Genomic DNA, 19866 nt, shown 5'->3' on the forward strand with positions numbered 1-19866 from the left:
GGTGATACCATGAAGTTTTCGCCGATGGGGGCGTTCCGCAATTATACGCGGGAGATGAACGTATTTATCTGGGCAAGCATGATTAATTCAACAGGCGGAGCTCTCATGTGGCCGCTCACGACGTTGTTTGTTCACATGCAATTAAATCGCTCCTTGGCTGATGCCGGATTCGTCATTCTGATACAAATGCTCGGCGGCGTATTTGGACAGTTCCTTGGCGGGGGATTGTATTATCGGGTAGGAGTGCGGCGCCTGCTTGTATGGGCATTAGCGATTACCTCCGTGCTGCAATTCTCGCTCGTGTTCACGGCATATGCCAGCTGGTGGGGGTATATCATTACGATGGGGGCAATTGGCCTAGCGAATTCCGTATCGATGCCGGCGATCCAATCTTTTATTGGCTTTCGCTGGTCTGACCGTCGGGATGAATTATTCAATGTGATCTATGTGGCGAACAATATTGGGGTCGCGCTGGGAACAGCATTGAGCGGTGTGCTCGCAGACATTTCGTTTAATTTAACCTTTATGCTGAACGGAATCACCTCAGCCGGGTTTGCCTTCTTCTTCTATCGCTTCCTGCAAGGCATGCAGGAAGAGGGAGCCGTGCAAGAGAATATTGAGACAAATAACGGACAAGCTCTTGAGAGTCAAGGTACTGGAGCGGCAGTAAATTCTGGCGATAGACAACAGCCTTCTGCCGGAGTGCTGACGGAACAGACACTATGGAATAAGCTAGCCGCTTATCGCATATATTTGTTCATGTCCTTAGGGGCCATGTTCATATGGCTGGCGAATTCCTTGTGGGGAAGCGGGATTGCCCCGCATATTGCAGATCAGGGTATGGCCCTCTCCATGTACAGTCTGCTGTGGACATTGAACGGCGTACTTATCTTTGCAGCTCAGCCGATTACAACATGGATGAAGCGAACCGTGGCGAAGCGTGTGACTGATCAGCTGACATGGAGCGGCGTCTTTTATGGAGCGGCATATCTCGTCATTTGGATCGTGCCGAACTATGCAGGTTTCGTGCTTGGAATGGCATTGGCAACACTAGGAGAAATGCTTGTATCCCCGGCTGTCCCAGCATTCCTATCCGCTCTGGCTGGTCGTGAGGCCCCATTCTATATGGGGGTTGCAGGAGGAATCAGCTCTATTGGAAGGATGATAGGGCCATATTTGCTGGGCATTACTTACGATCATAGCGGGCTTGCTGGCGTAGCAGTCATCTCAATTGCTATTGCGGTATTATCGATTATTAGTTTTATTATTCATGCATGGCTTCAACGTCAAGGCAAAGTTCCGGTTCGTCCGCGCTCATTTCTTTCATCTTCGTAATTTTTGAAGAATACGTATATAATTCGACAAAAGTAGAACTGAATAGGTACGCTCTTCTCCCCATGATACGACAGTGTACCTGCATCTTATGGGTTATAATAAAGATTGAAGTATGGCAATTTGGAACTAAATAAAGAACGATAGCAGTGGTCATTACAAGATAAGTGAGGTACGGGTTATGGGAGGAATAGGGGAGAATCATAATCTGAAAAGTCAAAATGAAACAAGTCTAGACAATAAACAGACTAAGCTAGATATTTTCGACATTTTGACTCAATTGCAAATTGATCTTGAACGATGGCCCGATGTATACCGCCGACCGGAGGCTATACCTGCAATTGAATAGTATGGTGATGAACATCCTCCATTTGATCCTATGATGATCAATGGAGGATGTATTGTTTTCTTATGGTTATTTCTTAATTCTGGAAGTGGGCTGCATGGAACGCTCGGCACGCACAAATGCGATGAAGCGTCGCGATTCCTCCTCAGACAGCTCATGTCCATCTACCGTAAGACGGAACCTCTTCATCAAGTCTTCGTCAGACAATTCCAAAGCGTCTGCAAACTCACGAACCTCATGTGTCAAGGTCGTTGTTGGATTGGAGATGCGTCCCACCAAATAATCTATAGATACTCCAAATAAATCCGCTAGTTTGGTCAACGTTTCAAAATCAGGCTTGCGGCGATTTTTTTCATAGTGAGAAAGCGCGGCTCGGGTAATACCCAGCAGCTCAGCGAGTCCCTCTTGTGTCCATCCCTTCTGATCTCGAAGATATGATATGCGATTTCCGGTACTCATGCCAACAATTCCTCCCTTGCTAAGACGATACACCCTTTATGAAACAATATGTCGCAAAAAAATTATAAATTATACAGAAATGAATTGACACGATACAAAATGTATCTTAATCTAAAAGTAGTTCAAGGTTACAAAATGTATCAAAACTATGACTTTAGAACCTCTTTTTCTATTATAGTGTCCCCCCCATGTGATGGTCAATTGAAGATAAATCGATTACGTTTCCTCAAGTAGAGAAGCATTATAATCCATCAAAAGGAGTGAACGACCATCGAACTTCTAACCTTGCTTGAAGTTATCAACCGTAGAAAATGGTTTCTAATCATCACTACCCTTATTGTAACATTGCTTGCGGCATTGTTCATGCAAGTAACTCAAAAACCGACCTATCGCTCTACAGTAAAGATGATTATGAGCAATAGCGGTTCAGATGCAGAAATGACGATGGAAAGAATGAATTTGAACATATCCTTGATGAACACCTTTAAGGAATTAATTAAGACACCTACTATTCTTGGGGCGGTTATACGTGATAATCCAAGCTGGGGCCTATCAATCAGTGAACTTGCGGATCGCATATCGGTAAGCACGGTGGAGCAAACCCCTGTAATGTCTATAACCGTTCGAGACGTCTCAGAATCGAGAGTGATTGACATTATGAATGATGTAACAAGCACGCTAAAAAGACAAGTAGCATTCATCTACAAAATGGACAACATTCTCATTCTCGATGACCCGAATCATCAACAGCGTATGATTCCAGAAGTCGAATCCCATGTATTGCGCAACACAGTGATCGTTGGGGCTGCTTGCTTTATTTTACTCATGCTGTTCGTCAGCATGAAAGATATGACGGGAGATGTTGTGCGAAATGAAGCACGACTGAGGGAACTGGAACTTTCACCTCTCGTGTCCATCGAACCTTGCAAAAGAGGAGATATGTTGACGCAAAAGACAGCGAATACCAAATTGGCGGGTGATAAAAAGAATGTTCCGATATCGACGTAAAATTCAGCTATTAGTGCATATGAAGAAGACGTCTAACATTTCCCAAACGTACCGCGCATTACGAACGAAGTTGAATTATATGCTAGCTAAGCGAAATGATCGAACGCTTTTGGTGACCTCATCCGTGCATGGGGAAGGCAAGACGACGGTAGCTAGCAATTTGGGAATTGCCTTTGCGCTTGAAGGAAAGAAAGTCGTAATCATCGATGCGAATTTGCGCGTACCAACACTTCACCATGTATTCTCCCTCTCGAAGCGCAGCGGATTAGGCGATTATTTGGAATCTGCGCAATGGTCGGAAGAAATGATACAAGAAAGCTCCATACCTAATTTATTCATACTCCCTGGGAATCCGACGAACAGTGATCCTTCCGAGCTGTTGGGCAGCTCTCAAATGGAATACCTCTTAAGTCATCTTGCAGAACAATTCGATCTTATTCTTATCGATTCGCCCCCCATAACGAAAGTCACGGATGGACTAATATTGTCAGGTTTGTGCGATGCGGTACTGATCGTTGTCAAATCTGGAAAAGTAAAAGCTGCTACGCTCATGAAAGTAAAAGAGGCCATAGAGTGCGTGAGCGGTACGATTATCGGCACTGTACTCAATCAAGTCGAACGGCGCAATTCGTTGAATTCACAGGTAATTGCGATGAAATAGCTGCTCGGGACAGAGACAACTGAATTAATGGAGTGATGGAGTTGAAATTGTGGTGGCTCAGGAAAGGGAGTTTTGCAGTTCTGGATGCAGGATGTATTGCTGTAAGTGTCGGGCTGTCCTATTGGCTTACGATCCATGCTAACGAAGGACAGATTGGAAATTCGTTCGTGCTCGGGTTCAGCGTCCTCACCATCGTCTGCTGTCTGATCGGCTTCCAGGTGTTCAATTTATATGAACAAGTATGGCGTTATGCAGATATTAGACATGTGTTGTTAATTGCGTCTGCCGTTACGGCTGGTTCTGGTATGTCTTCGATGATATCTATTCTCCTATGGGGAAATGAGGTGCCATGGGGGTTTATGATCATGACCTATGAGACGGTTCTTCTGTCCGTCGGAGGAATCCGAATGCTGCAAAGGTACAGGCAGAGACGTACGGTGAGCCATCAGCAGGTGAAGCGTCACATTCTCATTATCGGAGCGGGTGATTGCGGGTCGCTAGTAGCCAAAAAGATATTGGACAATGAGCATTCAGATTCCCTGCCTGCAGCGTTCATCGACGATGATTCAAATAAGTGGAACAAAAAAATCGTGGGCATTCCGGTCGTAGGTGGCCGTGACTCGATTATGCAAGCTGTACAGCAATATCAGATTCAGGACATTATTATCGCCCTGCCTTCCTTGCCGCGCAAGCAAATTGCCGAATTTATCGATTGCTGCAAGACAACGGGCCGCAATATTTATACGATGCCTAGTCTGGATGACTTGATGCAGGGCAAGCTCACGGTGAACGACATTCGTCATGTAGACGTCGAGGATTTGCTTGGGAGAGAGCCTGTTCGCCTACATTTGCAAGACAATTGCAATTATATTCGGGGTAGAACGGTTCTTGTTACAGGGGCTGGGGGTTCTATTGGTTCCGAGTTATGTCGTCAGATCGCTGCTCTTAGTCCGCAATTATTGCTGTTGCTTGGTCATGGAGAGAACAGTATTTATGCCATTGAGTTGGAGCTTCGCCGGTTATATCCGGGGATGGACATTATGCCAATCATTGCGGATATTCAAAATAAGCCAAGACTTGAACAACTGTTCCACGAATATGCTCCGAATGTCGTGTTTCATGCGGCGGCGCATAAGCATGTCCCGCTCATGGAGCTGAACCCTTCCGAGGCTATTCGAAATAATGTGCACGGGACGAGGAATGTAGCGGAATGTGCCCATCGATTTGGCAGTGAGCGTTTCGTCCTTATTTCTTCAGATAAGGCTGTGCATCCTTCGAGTGTCATGGGGGCAACGAAGCGAATGGCTGAGATGGTCATCCAGCATCTGAACGAGCGCAGCAGTACGAACTTTACTTCGGTTCGGTTCGGCAATGTGCTTGGCAGCCGCGGCAGCGTCATTCCGCGCTTCAAGGAGCAGATCCAGCAGGGTGGGCCCATCACGATTACACACCCAGATATGACGCGCTTTTTCATGACGATTCCAGAAGCTGTTGCCTTAGTAATTCAAGCTGGAGCCTATGCCGTTGGCGGAGAGGTATTCATCTTGGATATGGGCAAGCCTGTTAAAATTTTGGATTTAGCAACAGATTTAATCCGTTTGTCCGGCTTTGAGCCTTACAAAGATATTGAAATTGAAGTAACGGGAATACGACCTGGGGAAAAGCTGCATGAGGAATTGTCAACGGAGGAGGAAGGATTGCGGAGAACGGAACATCAGCGCATTTTTGTCGGCAATCCACTTCTGATGGAGGAGCGCGCATTCGAGCACTGGAATAAGCAGCTCAATGAGCTTCTTCTTGATAATCCCCTACATTTGAAGCGTTTTTTAATGGAAACTATTTCGAGTTCGGATGAAGGAGTGAAGATGGCACGATGATACGATTCGGGATTGTAGGATGCGGCCATATTGCAGCAAAGCATGTGGAAGCTATTCAGAACGTACAAGGAGCAGTACTGCAAGCGTTGTGCGACTCGGACGCGGAGCGGATGAGACCATGGGCAGAGAACGGGATTGCGGAGTATTTGCAGTATAGAGACATGCTGCAGGATCCATGTGTAGATGTGGTCATTATTTGCACGCCGAGCGGGATGCATGCGGATATGGCCATTCAAGCGGCTCAGGCTGGCAAGCATGTTGTCGTGGAGAAGCCGCTCGCCTTGACGCTTCTTGATGCGGAGCGGGTGATAGCGGCATGCAGCATGCATAAGGTGAAGCTGGCAGTCGTACATCCGAACCGCTATCGTCCGGCAATTGTGCAATTGAAGAAAATGCTGGATGAGGGGAGATTCGGGAAGATGAGCCATGCGAGCGTCAAGCTTCGCTGGAATCGGAACCAGGACTATTACAATCAATCTCCTTGGCGGGGAACGAGAGCTATGGATGGCGGCGTTCTGATGAATCAAGGCATCCATTCGATGGATTTACTAGCTTGGCTGATGGGGCCAGCAGTTAAAGTGCGAGCCATGTCGGCAACGCGGCTGAGAAATATCGAAATGGAGGACGTGGCATTGGCTGTTGTGCAATTTGCCGATGGTGCACTTGGTTCGGTTGAAGTTGCTTCGACCGTCTATCCGAACAACTTAGAGGAAGAAATTGCATTGTTCGGCGAGCATGGTTCAGCGGTGATTGGCGGTCCAACCGCGCACTGGATTAAATATTGGAACTTTGCATCCCTTGATAAGCAAGAAGCGTTGGCATTTGTTGAGCATACGCATTTAAATCCTTTTGGCGAGCCCGGACATACCCATATGATTCGGGATATGGTCGAAGCGATTCGCGATGATCGTGATCCTCATGTATCAGGCGAAGATGGCAAAAGAGCGCTGCAGATGGTGTTGGACATCTACGATGCAAGCGTGAATCAACGGAACACCGAAGAGCAGCTCATTTCCCTGTAATCAGAATGAATGGACTAATAGGTGAAGGTGGAGATTCGATTGTCTAATATTCTCGTGCAAACAAAACGCAGCATTCCTCTTATTGATTTGCAAGCTTCCTATGCGTCGATTTCAGAGGAACTGCTGCGTGCTGCAGAAGAAGTGCTGTCTAGCGGCCATTATATTAACGGCCCGCAAGTTCAAGCTTTCGAAGAAGAGTTGGCGCAATATTTGAATGTTCCGTATGCCGTTGGAGTAGCGAATGGAACAGATGCGCTCATGCTGACCTTAGATGCGCTCGGCGTCGGTCCTGGAGATGAGGTAATTACCTCTCCCTTTACCTTCTTTGCCAGTGCGGAAGTGATCTCGCGCGTTGGGGCAACTCCTGTGTTTGTCGATGTGAACCCCGATACGTATTTGATTGATACGGAGTGTATCGAAAGGGCGATAACGCCACGCACGAAAGCAATTATTCCGGTACATATTTTTGGACAGATGGCAGATATGGATGCCGTGAATGACATTGCCATGAGGCATGGACTTCATGTTGTGGAAGATGCTTGTCAGGCCCTAGGTGCAAATTATAACGGGAAGCAGGCGGGAAGTCTTGGCACTGCGGGATGCTTTTCGTTCTTCCCTACCAAGAATTTAGGGGGATTCGGAGATGGCGGCATCGTCGTTACGCACGACGCTGAACTTGCTCGTACCATACGCATGCTGCGTGTTCATGGATCGAATCCGAAATATTATCATGCGAGAGTAGGCTATAACAGCCGGCTTGATGAGCTTCAGGCGAGCTTACTTCGTGTCAAACTGCGCAGATTGAATGAATGGACAGACGTGCGCCGGCAGAAGGTGAAGCAGTACGAAGAAGGGCTGTCACAATTGCCTATTACGCTTCCAACAGAGCTGGATTATGGAAAGCATGCTTATCATTTGTACATTATTGAGACTGATCAGCGTGAACAGTTAATGGCGCACCTCAAGGAGCAGGGAATTGATTCCGGTGTTTATTATCCGGTTCCGCTGCATCTTCAAGAGGTATATCGCCCGCTTGAATATAGCGAAGGCGACCTGACGCATGCAGAACAGGCCTCCGTCCGCTGTATGGCGTTGCCGTTGTTCCCAGAACTGACTCAGCAGGATCAGCAATACATTATAGATACCGTGACACAGTTTTTTAAAGGACGTGATAAATAGATGAGTGTAGTTGCCAGCTCTTTTGCGATCAGTGCGGCCGATGTTCTAATGGAAAAGCTGCTTGATAAGTCCTCTGTGATCGGAGTAGTAGGCTTGGGATACGTGGGCCTGCCGTTGGCGGTTGAGAAGGCCAAATCCGGCTTCCAAGTCATCGGTTTCGACGTACAGGACACGAAGGTGAGCCTGATTAATCAAGGAATTAACTATATCGGCGATGTCGTCGACGAAGAATTGAGCATGATGGTGCAGACGAATAAATTAATGGCAACTACAGATTTTGCATTCATGAATGAAGTGGATGTCGTAACGATCTGCGTGCCGACTCCGTTAGATAGCTATCATCAACCGGATACGAGCTATGTCAAGCAATCAACAGAGGAAATTGCCAAGCACTTGCGTCCCGGAATGCTAGTGATCTTGGAAAGTACGACGTATCCCGGGACGACGGATGAGTTGGTGAAGCCCATTCTAGAAACTTCTGGCCTTACCTGTGGCGTTGACTTTTTCCTGGCGTATTCTCCTGAGCGGGTAGATCCAGGCAACAAAAGCTATAACACAAAAAATACACCCAAAGTAGTTGGCGGTATAACAGCGTCATGCACCCGAGTGGCTGCTCAGCTCTATCGGTCCGTTTTGGAAGGGGATGTGGTTGAAGTAAGTTCACCCGCTGTTGCGGAGATGGAGAAGGTGTTCGAGAACACATTCCGTAACATTAATATCGCCCTTGTAAATGAGCTGACCCTCCTGTGCAATCGAATGGGGATTAACATTTGGGAAGTCATTGATGCCGCGAAGACGAAGCCGTATGGGTTTATGGCGTTCTATCCAGGACCTGGCCTCGGCGGGCACTGCATTCCGATCGATCCGTTCTATTTAAGCTGGAAAGCTCGTGAATACAATTGCCATATGCGGCTCATTGAAACGGCTGGTGAAATCAACCGTACGATGCCGGAATATGTAGTGACTCGTATTGGTTCGATCCTGAATGAAGAAGGGAAAACAATAAAAAATTCGCGCATCGTCTTGCTCGGCATGGCTTACAAAAAGGATGTAGACGATTGGCGGGAATCACCCGTGCTCACCATTATGGATGCCTTGAAGTCGAAGGGGGCAGATGTTGTATTTAGCGATCCGCATGTCGTTCACTGCATCCATCGTGGACAGTGTATTGAAGCGGCGGAATTAACGGGAGAGCTCCTGGGAGGAGCGGATATTACGGTCATTACAACCGATCATTCCGCTTTCGATTATCAGTTCATCTGTGAACAATCCCAAGTTGTATACGATACGCGCAATGCGGTTAAGGGCGAGTATGGTTCAGCCAAATATTATCGACTTTGATCAACATCGGCGTGCCAGCGCAATTCGGATTGATCACCTTCTAAAGAGTCTCCTTCACACCCTTTTTTCCTTTGAAATGTTATTTGTGGTCTTTCTGTTCGCAGGTGTATTCAAATCCGATCCAAGATTCAGTTGGATACCGATGGACATCACGATGCTGACGTTGGGACTTGGCGTGCTGGTATCGATTTTTGTACTGATGAAGAGGAAGTTCATCGTTCTATGGGACAGCTACATGGTGACAGCCATTTATCTTCTGCTCGCAGCCTATGCGATGCTGTCGCTAATCTGGTCCCCAAGCCAAATCTATGCCACAGATAAAGTGTCCAAGATGCTTACACTCGTGTTGTGGTCAATCATCGGAAGCTCATGGATCATTGCTTCGGAACCGAAGCGGGTGCAGCGATTCATAATGGCGCTCGGCATATTCTCCTTATGGATTGCAGGGGAGGGGATCCTCACCTACGCAGCGTCCGGGGGGAAGGGATTTGTCAACGTTATGGGGGGCACGTATTTAGGAGCAGGCCAAATTTCGAGCTTAGGTGCAATTGTGTTCATGTGGCAGCTTCTGTTCGGACAGAGAGAAGCCCTGTATAAGTTGTTCTCATTGTTCTCATTCGGTATTTGTATGTTTCACTTATTTGTCGGCGGGGGTAGAGGTCCTCTGCTAGCAACGTTTCTGTCCTTGCTCTTGCCGATGCTGTATTCGATTCGATTGGAGCACAATCGGATGTACGTGAGGCGTTACAGCTTATTGTTGCTTGCCATGATAGCGGGGGCGATCTCTACAGCAGTAATATGGTCTGCATCTCCGAATCCACCACAGACACTGCTGCGGCTATCTCTGCTGATGCCGGGAAGTGATGGAATTGGGGGGTCGGCCTCCGCAAGGGTGTCGTATGCAGGTGAAGCGGGGGATTACTGGCTAAGATCCCCATTGCGGGGCAATGGGATTGGATCATGGCCTGTGCTGTCACAGATGGATGATTTCCGTGATTATCCGCATAATCTGTTCATCGAAGTGATGGTAGAACTGGGTGGCATTGGCTTGCTGCTCTTAGCTTTACTAATTGGCATTACGATTCGATATGCGATATTGATCTTGAAATCTGCTCAATCCGAGCGCTGGATCGTGCTGGTCATGATATTTATAGCCATGCTGTTCAATGTAACGGTCAGTGGCGATATTCCCGACAATCGAGCGTTCTTTGCAGTAATCGGCCTGCTTCCGGTCATTACTAAAGCAGGATTATTAGCAGCGCGAGAGGAGGAGCATTCTATTGCACACCGTTAAATATGGCAGCGGCGGATTGATGGCGGATCATCATGAGCGTAATCATTTGTTCACGGTATGTATGCTTAGCACGGCTCACGATGCTAACGATTCCCGCATAACGTTTAAAGAAGCCGCCTCACTGGCCAAAGCGGGATATAACACACTGTTCATTGTGCCGCACCATGGAGAGGAAGTTATTGAAGGGGTACGCATTGTCCCTCTGCCGATTCCACGTTCTCGGTCTGAGAGAATGTGGACGACAACATGGCGACTCTATGAGGCGGCGAGGCAAATAGATGCAGATGTATACCATTTTCATGATCCAGAATTGATTCCGATAGGGATGTTGCTGAAGAAAAAGGGATACAGAGTCATATACGATGTGCATGAAGATGTCCCGCGCCAGATTTTGAGCAAAGGGTGGATTCCGAAGTGGCTGAGAGGCAGCGTATCGCGATTGGTAGAGAGGATAGAGCTCTGGGCTAGTCTTCGCTTCGATGCAATTGTAACGGCAACGACTCATATTGAAGAACGGTTTGCTAGACATCCGAAGTGTTACACCGAGACGGTGTGCAATTATCCAATTCTAGACGAATTTGTACAAACCGCTGAGTCTCCACAATCTGTACAATCTGGGGAATTCGTTGGCACTCCCCAACATGCAGGTAAGGAGGATGCCGTCTGTTATGTCGGCTCCATCGGAAATATTCGCGGACTTCAGCAGATAGTTGGCGCCATGGAGTTCGGAATATCGGATAAAAAGCTATTCCTGGCGGGTTCCTTCGCATCTGCCGAGGAGAAGCATGTTGCTATGGGACGTTCCGGCTGGGCCAAGGTTGATTACCTTGGGCAGTTGAACCGTAAGCAGGTATATGAAACGATGGCTCGTTCGAGAGCAGGGCTCGTTATTTTGCACCCGACGATTAATTACATAGACGCGCTCCCGATCAAGTTGTTCGAATATATGGCGGCGGGCATTCCCGTCATCGCCTCTGACTTCCCGAAGTGGAGGCAGATTATTGAGCAAGCAGGCTGCGGATTTTGCGTCGACCCCTTCGATCTTGAAGGCATATCGAAACGAATCGATTGGCTCATTACGCATCATGAAGAAGCGGAAGAAATGGGGCGCCGCGGGCAAGAAGCAGTTCAGTCTCTCTATCATTGGAATGTTGAAAAAGAAAAGCTGCTGCATGTTTATGCCGACGTCACGGGTCGCATCAGGAAGGAAGAAGTACAGCAAACTGCCTTTGGCGCGATGAATAGGGAACGTGAAAGGAAGGTTGTAAAGTAGCATGGTACTACCAACACAAGTTAGTGCTCGTAACATTTTGGTGCTGGCTCCTCATACGGATGATGCGGAACTTGGCTGCGGCGCGTTTATTGCGAAGCAGATCGAGTCAGGAGCTAATGTTGTTGTCGCGGCGTTTTCGGTAGCTGAGCAATCACTGCCGGGCGATTTCGCCAAAGACACGCTGGCGCATGAATTTCATGCATCCATGGACGTATTGGAAATTCCACATGACAATCGCATCGTCTATCGATTCCCTGTCCGCCAATTTCCCACCCATCGCCAAGAATTGCTGGAGGTTCTCGTTGGAATGAAGCGAGACATGAAACCGGATTTGGTACTAGTGCCGTCCTCGTCCGATATACATCAAGATCATCAAGTCATCTGTAGTGAGAGCCAGCGGGCATTCAAGGAACAATCCCTTTACGGTTACGAGCTCCCATGGAATCAACTGAGCACCAATTCACGAATATTTGCCCCGCTTGACCGGAAATATATGGAGCGGAAATGGGAGGCTTTGCAGCAATATCGTTCTCAGCTGCATCTGAACCGGAGTTATTTTACGAGAGAAATGGTATTTGGATTGGCCAAAATTCGAGGTGTTCAAATCGGTGAAGAGTATGCCGAAGCCTTTGAACCCCTCAGGGTGAGAATATGATTGTAAGCATTCATCAGCCGAATGTGCTGCCGTGGCTTGGTTTTTTTCATAAGATGGGCTGCTCGGATTTGTTCATCTTGCTCGATACCGTTCAATTCACGAAAAATGGCTATCAAAATCGCACAATGATCGACACACAAGGCGGACCGAAATGGCTGACTATTCCCGTAGCGAAGGAAGGCTTGTTCGGAACGAGGACGATCGATGTGCGAATTGCGAACAACCGCGACTGGCAGGCGGATCACATGCGCCAGCTCGAGGCCAGCTATGGAAGATGCCCTGGGTATCTTAGGCGGAAAAATGAACTCCTCGATCTCTATGGTGCGAAATATGAGCGTCTTGTCGATTTTGCTATCCCCAGCATCGAGCTGCTCATGAACTGGCTGGACATTCGCACTCCGCTCATCCGTTCCAGTTCCATGTTGGCAGATGGGAGCAAATCGGAGCTGCTTGCTCAGCTCGTGCATGAGGCGGGCGGCGATGTTTATTTATCAGGTCCCAGCGGCAGGGATTATTTAGATGAATCCATATTTCACAAATATGGAATCCGGGTGGAATATCACGAATTCACACCGTTTCCTTATCCGCAAAGACATGCCAAGGAAGGGTTTACGGGCGGGTTAAGCTCGCTGGATTTTGCGATGCAAGTGGAAACTTTGCATTGGAAGGAGGCGACAGTATGAGTGTAGCTGGAATGAACATATGGATCGTGAATCATTACGGAGTCGCCCCGGGCACAGGCGGAGGGACTCGTCATTTTGATTTGGCGAAGCAGCTTGTGAGGCAAGGAGCGAGTGTCACGATATTTGCTTCCGCCTACGGGCATCAGAATTGGATTAATCATTTGGAAGGCTCGCGCAATGCGGTTCGGGAAGTGACATATGATGGAGTGCGGTTCGTCTGGCTCCGCACAACGGCTTATAAGCGCAATGATTGGCGGCGCGTTAAGAATATGCTGGATTATACATGGCGCTGTTATTGGGAGGGGCGGCGGCGCAAAGAGAGCCCCGATCTCATCATCGGCTCCCTTATGCATCCTGCGGCTGCATGGATCGGTTCCCGCCTTGCTGCTCATCATAATGCGGTATTCTACTTCGAGGAACGAGACTTATGGCCGCAGACACTCATAGACTTCGGCAAGATGTCGCCGAACCATCCGATCGTCAAGGCGCTCTATTGGCTGGAATCTCATTTATACCGAAAGGCATCCCGCATCATCGTGCTGTTCGATAAAGCCGCTGATTATGTAGAGAAGCAGAGCGGGCTGGGGTCGAAGGTGCTGGTTCTGCCTAATGGCGTCGATATGGAGCGCTTCGCTCTTCCACTGACCGAACTCCCTTCTGAGGTGGAGCGCCAATTTGAACAATGGCAAGGGAAGTTCATTGCGATTTATACCGGATCGCACGGTATTTCTGACGGTATACATCATCTTCTGGAAGCAGCAGCACTTAGTAAGGGAACCGACAGTAATATTCAATTCGTCTTTGTTGGGGACGGACCGGAGAAGGAAGCTCTAGTGAAGCAGGCGGAACAAGCGGGATTGACTAATGTGGCCTTCCTCCCACTCGTGAAGAAGGAAGCTGTGCCCACACTTTTGGCGCGGGCTCATGTAGGGTTAATTGCGCTGCGTGATGCTTCTGTATACAAATGGGGCATGAGCTTTAACAAGATGTACGACTATATGGCCTCTTCATTGCCGACTCTTCTCGTTGGCAAGATTGACGATTCGGTCATTGCAAAGGAACGAATCGGTCTTGTCCTGCAAGATCCAGAGGAATTGAGCGAAGCTCTGTCCAAACTGGCGAGGCAGATGAAGGATCGGGAGGAAATGGGCTGCAGAGCAAGAGCGTATGTGGAACGAGAGCATGATTGGGAACGCATGTCCTATAAGCTTTCCGCGGCAATAGCGGAGGACGTTGGGCGTAACGAGAAGCGAGTTAGCAAGCGCAATACGGCTGCGTCCTACGATGTGTAGAAGGGATGATTCGAAGATGGGGATAAAGGATGACAAGCGAGCAGCAGCAGAATTGCAAGTGTTGGGACAGGATATTCGAATGGGAGAACAGGTGAGGCTAGGATATTTCTGTGTAATTGGTGATGGAGTGACAATCGAAGATGGAGTCTGCATTGGCGATGGGAGCATCATTGGAGCAGGTGCAGTCATTGGCACGGGAGCGGTCATCGGTCGTCATGTCATCATCGAAGAGAAGACGGTTTTGTACGATGGGGTAACGATTATGGATCAAGCCGTCATCGGCAAGCAGCCATTTCGTGCGAAGCGATCTGTGCTTCAAGATAGAGGAAGCCAGGATCCGTGCATCATCGAGGAAGGCTGCACGATTGGAACAGCTAGCATCGTATATGCGGGTGCTGTTCTGGAGCAGGATGTATTCGTCGCCGACCTAGCTACTGTGCGTGAACGTGTACGTGTAGGCACTGGTACGATTATCGGACGCGGAGCTTCGGTAGAGAACGATTGTACGGTAGGCGCACGCTGCAAGCTAGAAACGAATTGTTACATTACGGCTTATTCCACTATTGGTGATGATGTATTTGTTGCGCCGGGTGTTATCACGAGCAATGACAATTTCATTGGCCGGACGAAGGAACGATTTAAGTGGATGAAAGGAATAACCGTGAGGAAGGGCGGACGTCTTGGGGCTGGAGTCGTAACGCTGCCGGGGGTTGTCATTGAAGAAGAAGCCGTTGTCGCGGCTGGAAGTGTTGTAACTAAAGATGTGGAAGGACAGCAATTGGTCATGGGGATTCCTGCACGTGTTCTCCGTCAAGTGGCCGAGGAACAATTGCTGCAGCATCAGTAATGAAGCGTATATTCGATATTGCAGTATCGTCCATTTTACTGCTCGTAATCAGCCCGATTCTCCTTATTACCTATATTTGCGTTCGCGTTGCGTTAGGTTCGCCGGCCATTTTCAAGCAGGAGCGGCCGGGCAAGGATAAACGCGTATTCCAGGTTTATAAATTTCGCACGATGTCAGACGCCAGAGACAGTGCAGGGCAACTGCTTCCAGATGCCCACCGCATTACCCCTTTCGGTACTTTCCTGCGCTCAACGAGCTTGGATGAGCTGCCCCAATTGTGGAACGTGTTGCGCGGAGACATGAGTCTGGTTGGGCCACGGCCTTTGCTCGTGAAACACTTGCCGTACTTCACGAAGCGGGAACAGAAACGATTCCATGTTCGCCCGGGCATTACTGGATTAGCCCAGGTGAAGGGAAGGAACCATCTATCCTGGAATGAACGTTTGGAGCTTGACGTCCAGTATGTGGAGAACGGATCCTTCTGGCTGGATATCAAAATTTTGTTCTTAACAATCATTACCGTGGTCAAGCGGGAGGGAGTTGCACTTCCTGGAAGTCGTGGGGCTTCTGACCTCGATAAGGAACGATATCACAGCCGCGAGGGGTGACGGGGACATGTGGAAACGATTATTTCCTGACTACCGCATCGAGTCACGAGGCGAATCTGTTCATGTCCGAACGCTGGAACCGGAACATTATGAGGAAATCTCCCGCATGAGCGAGACATGGATGCCTGCGGGGCTCTATGAAGCGACGCTTTTTTCGGCTCATGGATATGCTGATTTTTTGCGTGCTTCGCTTGCTATCCCACTGTCTCGTTTCACTTCGCATTTTAAAGGGATCTATACGAATGCGAATTCCCTGATTGGCTTCGCAGAATGGAGACTGATCGATGACATCTTGTTTCTGAACAATTTCTACGTATCTGCTCTGTTCAGAGGAGGAGGCATCGGCTCCCATGTGATTCGACAGGCAAGCATTCACGCCGCGAAGGAGGGCTTCTCTTCCGTGCAGCTTGATGCATTCGACACGAACGAATCTGCCATTCGGCTATATGAGCGGAACGGATTCGTTCGCCAGCATGCTTATTATTGGTATGCAAGTGCTCCGCTGCATCAATGGATGGACGTAGAAGCGGAAGAGGGCAGCTTGGATTATATGATTCATGACTGGCCGCAAGCGGTAGCCAGCCTCGAAGTGTATGGCTATGGATTCTTTCGCGTGAGCCTCGATCGTCAAGAAGAACGAATTGTGCTTATGAAGGAGAATTATTTCCGTATGCGCTTGAAAGCTGCAATGAATAAGGATGTGCTTGCTCTGCTTGCACGTCTTGCCCCGCATCGAAGGGTGATTGTGTCAGACGGAGGGGAAGAGCCGCCTCACTCCGGCATGGAACAGTTGGCTGTAGCGTTTCGCATGGTGAAGCCATTGTCTTGATAAGATGAAGACAGGAAAGGGTTAAGGGCCATGATTATTACAATACCTGCATTGTTCGTACCCGAACGAACATATATCATTCAACAATTGGTCGGCGATATGCTCGGATTACCGTATCAGCTCGTCGTGGACAATGATAAGGATCAGTCGCCCTATATCCGGTTCGCACTGTCGAACGGGAGCAGCCTGTATATCAGAGATGCCTTCTTTGCTCAATATGAGGATGGATTGTCTTACTTGTCCGCGGATACGAACCAACTACGTGTGTCCTATGCCAGCTCCAGATTTGCTCCCGAAGGGGATTTGCCCGTATGGTTCGGCAGAGGGGAATGGCGAGTGGATGGAGGGGACTTGTATTGCGAAGCAGATCTGCTGGCTGCTTGCTTTTTTATGCTCACTCGATGGGAAGAGTGCGCGAACATAAGAGACCGTCATGAACGGTTCCCCTCATCCGGCAGTTTGGCTGTTCGGAATCGCTTCTGGCAGCGTCCTGTTGTGAATGAGATGGCTGAGATGCTCTGGAACATGCTCATTGAAGTAGGGTTGGAGGCAGAACGAACAAATCGTCCCTCTGAATTGATTGTGACGCATGATGTGGATGATTTGCGATATTGGGACGGTACGAAGCGTCTTATTCGAAGTATGGCAAGAGGCTTGGCCAACTTGAGTCCATTGGCTCCCATTCGAAGCATGCAGGAATACATACAAGTAAAGTCAGGTAGATGTGCCGACCCGTACGATACATTTGATTGGCTGATGGATCTGTCTGAGCAGGCAGGGGTTCAATCCAGGTTCTATTTTATGGCGGGGGGCACGACCTTTTACGACAATCGATATGAGGTCCGGGGAGAACTCGCTCGTTCAGTGCTCAAGCGTGTACGTGAGCGCGGTCATATCGTCGGATTCCACCCCAGCTATGATGCATACTGCAATGAAGAGTTGTTCTTGCAAGAGAAGGAGCGGCTTCAAGAGGCGGCGGGATGCGTGGTTACAGAGGGAAGGCATCATTATTTGCGCTTCCGTGTTCCGGATACATGGGGCATATGGGAGCGAGCCGGGATGAAGATAGACAGTACGATTGGGTATGCCGATGAAATCGGGTTTCGCAGCGGAATCTGCCATTCATACCGTGTCTTTGATATTCGTGCCAGACAGCCTTTATCTCTTCAAGAGCTCCCTCTAACCGCAATGGAGGTAAGCCTTGGCGGTTATCAAGGACTTGAACCCGCTCAGATGTTTGAGCAGATGAATAACCTTCTAGGAGTCGTGCATCGATATCGCGGACAGTTCGTTTTATTGTGGCACAACTCCAATATTCGCAACTCGTTCTGGAAGCCGTATGCGAATTACTATCATTCGTTCGTCATTCAAGGAGGGTGTCCAATTGGGTAATGTTCAAATACTGTCGCCTGACGAGAGGAAGCAATGGGATGAACTTGCCAAGAGTATAGTGGATCCGGACATATATTGGTTGTCAGGCTATTGCTCCTTATATGAGAGCGGACAGGAAGAATCGGCACGTCTATTTATTTACAAAGAAGATACCGGAACTGTCATGTATCCATTTGTCCTCAGGCAAGTCAATACTCTACCGCATATTAAGCGCTTATGGGAAGACGCTCCGGAAATGTACGACATTATTACCCCATACGGTTATGGAGGACCTATATGCACCTCCTTACATGATGAAGATCGTAATGAATTGCTTGGGCGATTTCAGCAAGCCTTCTCCAGCTATTGTAAGAATCAAAAAATTATAACGGAGTTTGTCAGATTTCATCCTCTTTATCGCAATCATCAGGATTACATGGATGTGGATCCGTGCTTCGTGCGCAATACGATCAGTGTAGATTTAGAACCGACGGTAGACGATATTTTCGCCAAGTTCAGCTCCAAGAACCGAAATCGAATTCGTGTATCTTTGAAATCTGGACTTTTTGGACGGCAGGAAACGATGACGTTAGAACGGCTGCAATCTTTCATGGATATGTATTATCACACGATGGATCGTGTTAAGGCTCAGGCCAGCTATTACTTTACCGAACAATACTTTTATGACATGCTGGATCGCCTATCCGATCAGCTCACCATGCTGGGAATATACGCGGAAGACGAGTTGGTTTGTGCATCGATATTTTTGCATGAAGGTGAACATGTGCACTATCATCTGCTCGCTTCCAATGAGCTATACTTTTCTTGCGCGCCCAATAATTTTTTGCTGTATTTCGCTATACAGCACTTCAAGGAACGAGGATTCAAGAAGATTCATTTAGGAGGCGGTTATACGGGCAATGATTCCTTGTATCGCTTTAAGAAAGGTTTCAATAATCATGAACCATTGGACTTCTATGTCGGAAGGAAAGTACGAGATCCCTACCTATACAAATTATTGAAAAGCAAATTTAATGGAATTACGGAGAGCGAGTATTTCCCATTTTATCGAGACCCTTCACTTATGGCGGTTGGGATTGACTCAGCAGAGGTGACACAGTATGTCTAAGCCTTATATATATCTGTCTCCTCCGCATATGGGGGATGAAGAACGGATTAAAATCGATGAGGCATTTGCTAGCAATTGGCTTTCCTCCGTCGGTCCGCATATTCAGGCATTTGAAGAAGAAGTGGCCCATTATGTAGGGGCGCAAGGAGCAGTTGCGTTAAGCTCAGGGACGGCGGCCATCCATTTGGCTTTACGTCTGGCCGGGGTAGAAGCAGGCGATTATGTGCTATGTTCCACGTTTACCTTTATAGCCAGTGTGAATCCTATCCTGTACTTGAGTGGGATTCCTGTATTCGTTGATTCGGAGCCGAATTCTTGGAATATGTCGCCTGAAGCGCTGGAGCGGGCATGTGAGCAGCTTGCGCAAGAGGGGAAGACACCGAAAGCTGCTGTCATCGTTCATCTCTATGGGCAGAGCGCAGATATGGATGCAATTATGGCTATCTGCAATCGTTATGGCATTATTGTCGTGGAAGATGCAGCAGAGTCACTGGGTACGACCTATCGTGGCAGACATTGTGGGACAATCGGTCATTTCGGCATATATTCGTTCAACGGCAATAAGCTCATTACTACATCCGGAGGGGGAATGCTGGTGAGCAGCGATCCCGTGGCACTTAGAAAGGCCAGACATTGGGCGACTCAGGCTAAAGAAGATCT

General features: G+C 48.3%; 19 protein-coding genes. 18 read left to right on the forward strand and 1 reads right to left on the reverse strand.

The window, feature by feature from the left end; all coding sequences use genetic code 11:
- Nucleotides 1–9: 9 nt before the first annotated feature.
- On the forward strand, nt 10–1335 hold the full coding sequence (locus AZ66_RS15580) for an MFS transporter (RefSeq protein WP_231586896.1): 1326 nt from the start codon (nt 10–12) through the stop codon (nt 1333–1335).
- Nucleotides 1336–1747: 412 nt separating this feature from the next.
- Here AZ66_RS15580 and AZ66_RS15585 read toward each other — a convergent pair whose 3' ends face one another.
- Nucleotides 1748–2137 (reverse strand): helix-turn-helix domain-containing protein, encoded by a 390-nt coding sequence (locus AZ66_RS15585; RefSeq protein ID WP_021259487.1) that lies wholly within the window; start codon nt 2135–2137, stop codon nt 1748–1750.
- 270 nt (nt 2138–2407) lie between these two features.
- Here AZ66_RS15585 and AZ66_RS15590 point away from each other — a divergent pair, with 270 nt between their 5' ends.
- The 17 genes from AZ66_RS15590 to AZ66_RS15670 form a co-directional block, all read left to right on the forward strand.
- Nucleotides 2408–3145 (forward strand): YveK family protein, encoded by a 738-nt coding sequence (locus AZ66_RS15590; RefSeq protein ID WP_081676260.1) that lies wholly within the window; start codon nt 2408–2410, stop codon nt 3143–3145.
- Nucleotides 3126–3806 (forward strand): CpsD/CapB family tyrosine-protein kinase, encoded by a 681-nt coding sequence (locus tag AZ66_RS15595; RefSeq protein WP_021259485.1) that lies wholly within the window; start codon nt 3126–3128, stop codon nt 3804–3806. Before AZ66_RS15590 ends, AZ66_RS15595 begins: the two co-directional genes overlap by 20 nt.
- A gap of 41 nt (nt 3807–3847) precedes the next feature.
- Complete coding sequence (locus AZ66_RS15600; protein ID WP_052648539.1) at nt 3848–5683, forward strand: polysaccharide biosynthesis protein; 1836 nt, start codon at nt 3848–3850, stop codon at nt 5681–5683.
- Nucleotides 5680–6705, forward strand: a complete 1026-nt coding sequence (locus AZ66_RS15605) for a Gfo/Idh/MocA family protein (RefSeq protein ID WP_021259483.1) — start codon at nt 5680–5682, stop codon at nt 6703–6705. The genes AZ66_RS15600 and AZ66_RS15605 overlap by 4 nt, the downstream gene beginning before the upstream one ends.
- Nucleotides 6706–6744: 39 nt before the next feature.
- Nucleotides 6745–7884, forward strand: coding sequence for a DegT/DnrJ/EryC1/StrS family aminotransferase (locus AZ66_RS15610; RefSeq protein WP_231586895.1), 1140 nt, complete (start codon nt 6745–6747; stop codon nt 7882–7884).
- Nucleotides 7885–7911: 27 nt separating this feature from the next.
- Entirely contained in the window at nt 7912–9225 is a 1314-nt protein-coding gene (locus AZ66_RS15615) for a nucleotide sugar dehydrogenase (protein ID WP_036619617.1), read from the forward strand.
- A gap of 142 nt (nt 9226–9367) precedes the next feature.
- The gene (locus AZ66_RS15620; RefSeq protein WP_142545709.1) at nt 9368–10519 is read left to right on the forward strand and encodes an O-antigen ligase family protein; all 1152 of its coding nucleotides are present in this window, start codon (nt 9368–9370) and stop codon (nt 10517–10519) included.
- The gene (locus AZ66_RS15625; RefSeq protein ID WP_052648540.1) at nt 10506–11792 is read left to right on the forward strand and encodes a glycosyltransferase family 4 protein; all 1287 of its coding nucleotides are present in this window, start codon (nt 10506–10508) and stop codon (nt 11790–11792) included. The genes AZ66_RS15620 and AZ66_RS15625 overlap by 14 nt, the downstream gene beginning before the upstream one ends.
- Before the next feature lies 1 nt (nt 11793).
- Nucleotides 11794–12447, forward strand: a complete 654-nt coding sequence (locus tag AZ66_RS15630; RefSeq protein ID WP_021259478.1) for a PIG-L deacetylase family protein — start codon at nt 11794–11796, stop codon at nt 12445–12447.
- On the forward strand, nt 12444–13130 hold the full coding sequence (locus tag AZ66_RS15635; RefSeq protein ID WP_052648541.1) for a WbqC family protein: 687 nt from the start codon (nt 12444–12446) through the stop codon (nt 13128–13130). Before AZ66_RS15630 ends, AZ66_RS15635 begins: the two co-directional genes overlap by 4 nt.
- Complete coding sequence (locus AZ66_RS15640) at nt 13127–14422, forward strand: glycosyltransferase family 4 protein (RefSeq protein WP_052648542.1); 1296 nt, start codon at nt 13127–13129, stop codon at nt 14420–14422. Before AZ66_RS15635 ends, AZ66_RS15640 begins: the two co-directional genes overlap by 4 nt.
- A gap of 16 nt (nt 14423–14438) precedes the next feature.
- Entirely contained in the window at nt 14439–15269 is an 831-nt protein-coding gene (locus AZ66_RS15645; protein WP_044355662.1) for an acyltransferase, read from the forward strand.
- The gene (locus AZ66_RS15650) at nt 15269–15877 is read left to right on the forward strand and encodes a sugar transferase (protein ID WP_052648543.1); all 609 of its coding nucleotides are present in this window, start codon (nt 15269–15271) and stop codon (nt 15875–15877) included. Before AZ66_RS15645 ends, AZ66_RS15650 begins: the two co-directional genes overlap by 1 nt.
- A gap of 7 nt (nt 15878–15884) precedes the next feature.
- Complete coding sequence (locus tag AZ66_RS29900) at nt 15885–16706, forward strand: GNAT family N-acetyltransferase (protein WP_052648544.1); 822 nt, start codon at nt 15885–15887, stop codon at nt 16704–16706.
- Nucleotides 16707–16736: 30 nt separating this feature from the next.
- The gene (locus tag AZ66_RS15660) at nt 16737–18098 is read left to right on the forward strand and encodes a polysaccharide deacetylase family protein (protein ID WP_044355664.1); all 1362 of its coding nucleotides are present in this window, start codon (nt 16737–16739) and stop codon (nt 18096–18098) included.
- Complete coding sequence (locus AZ66_RS15665) at nt 18091–19206, forward strand: lipid II:glycine glycyltransferase FemX (RefSeq protein WP_044355665.1); 1116 nt, start codon at nt 18091–18093, stop codon at nt 19204–19206. Before AZ66_RS15660 ends, AZ66_RS15665 begins: the two co-directional genes overlap by 8 nt.
- A partial coding sequence (locus AZ66_RS15670; RefSeq protein WP_044355666.1) for an aminotransferase class I/II-fold pyridoxal phosphate-dependent enzyme occupies nt 19199–19866 on the forward strand: 668 nt, incomplete at its 3' end. The genes AZ66_RS15665 and AZ66_RS15670, both read left to right, overlap by 8 nt.

The sequence above is a fragment of the Paenibacillus sp. E194 genome, from assembly GCF_000935845.1.
Taxonomy (GTDB): Bacteria; Bacillota; Bacilli; order Paenibacillales; family Paenibacillaceae; genus Paenibacillus_B; species Paenibacillus_B alvei_B.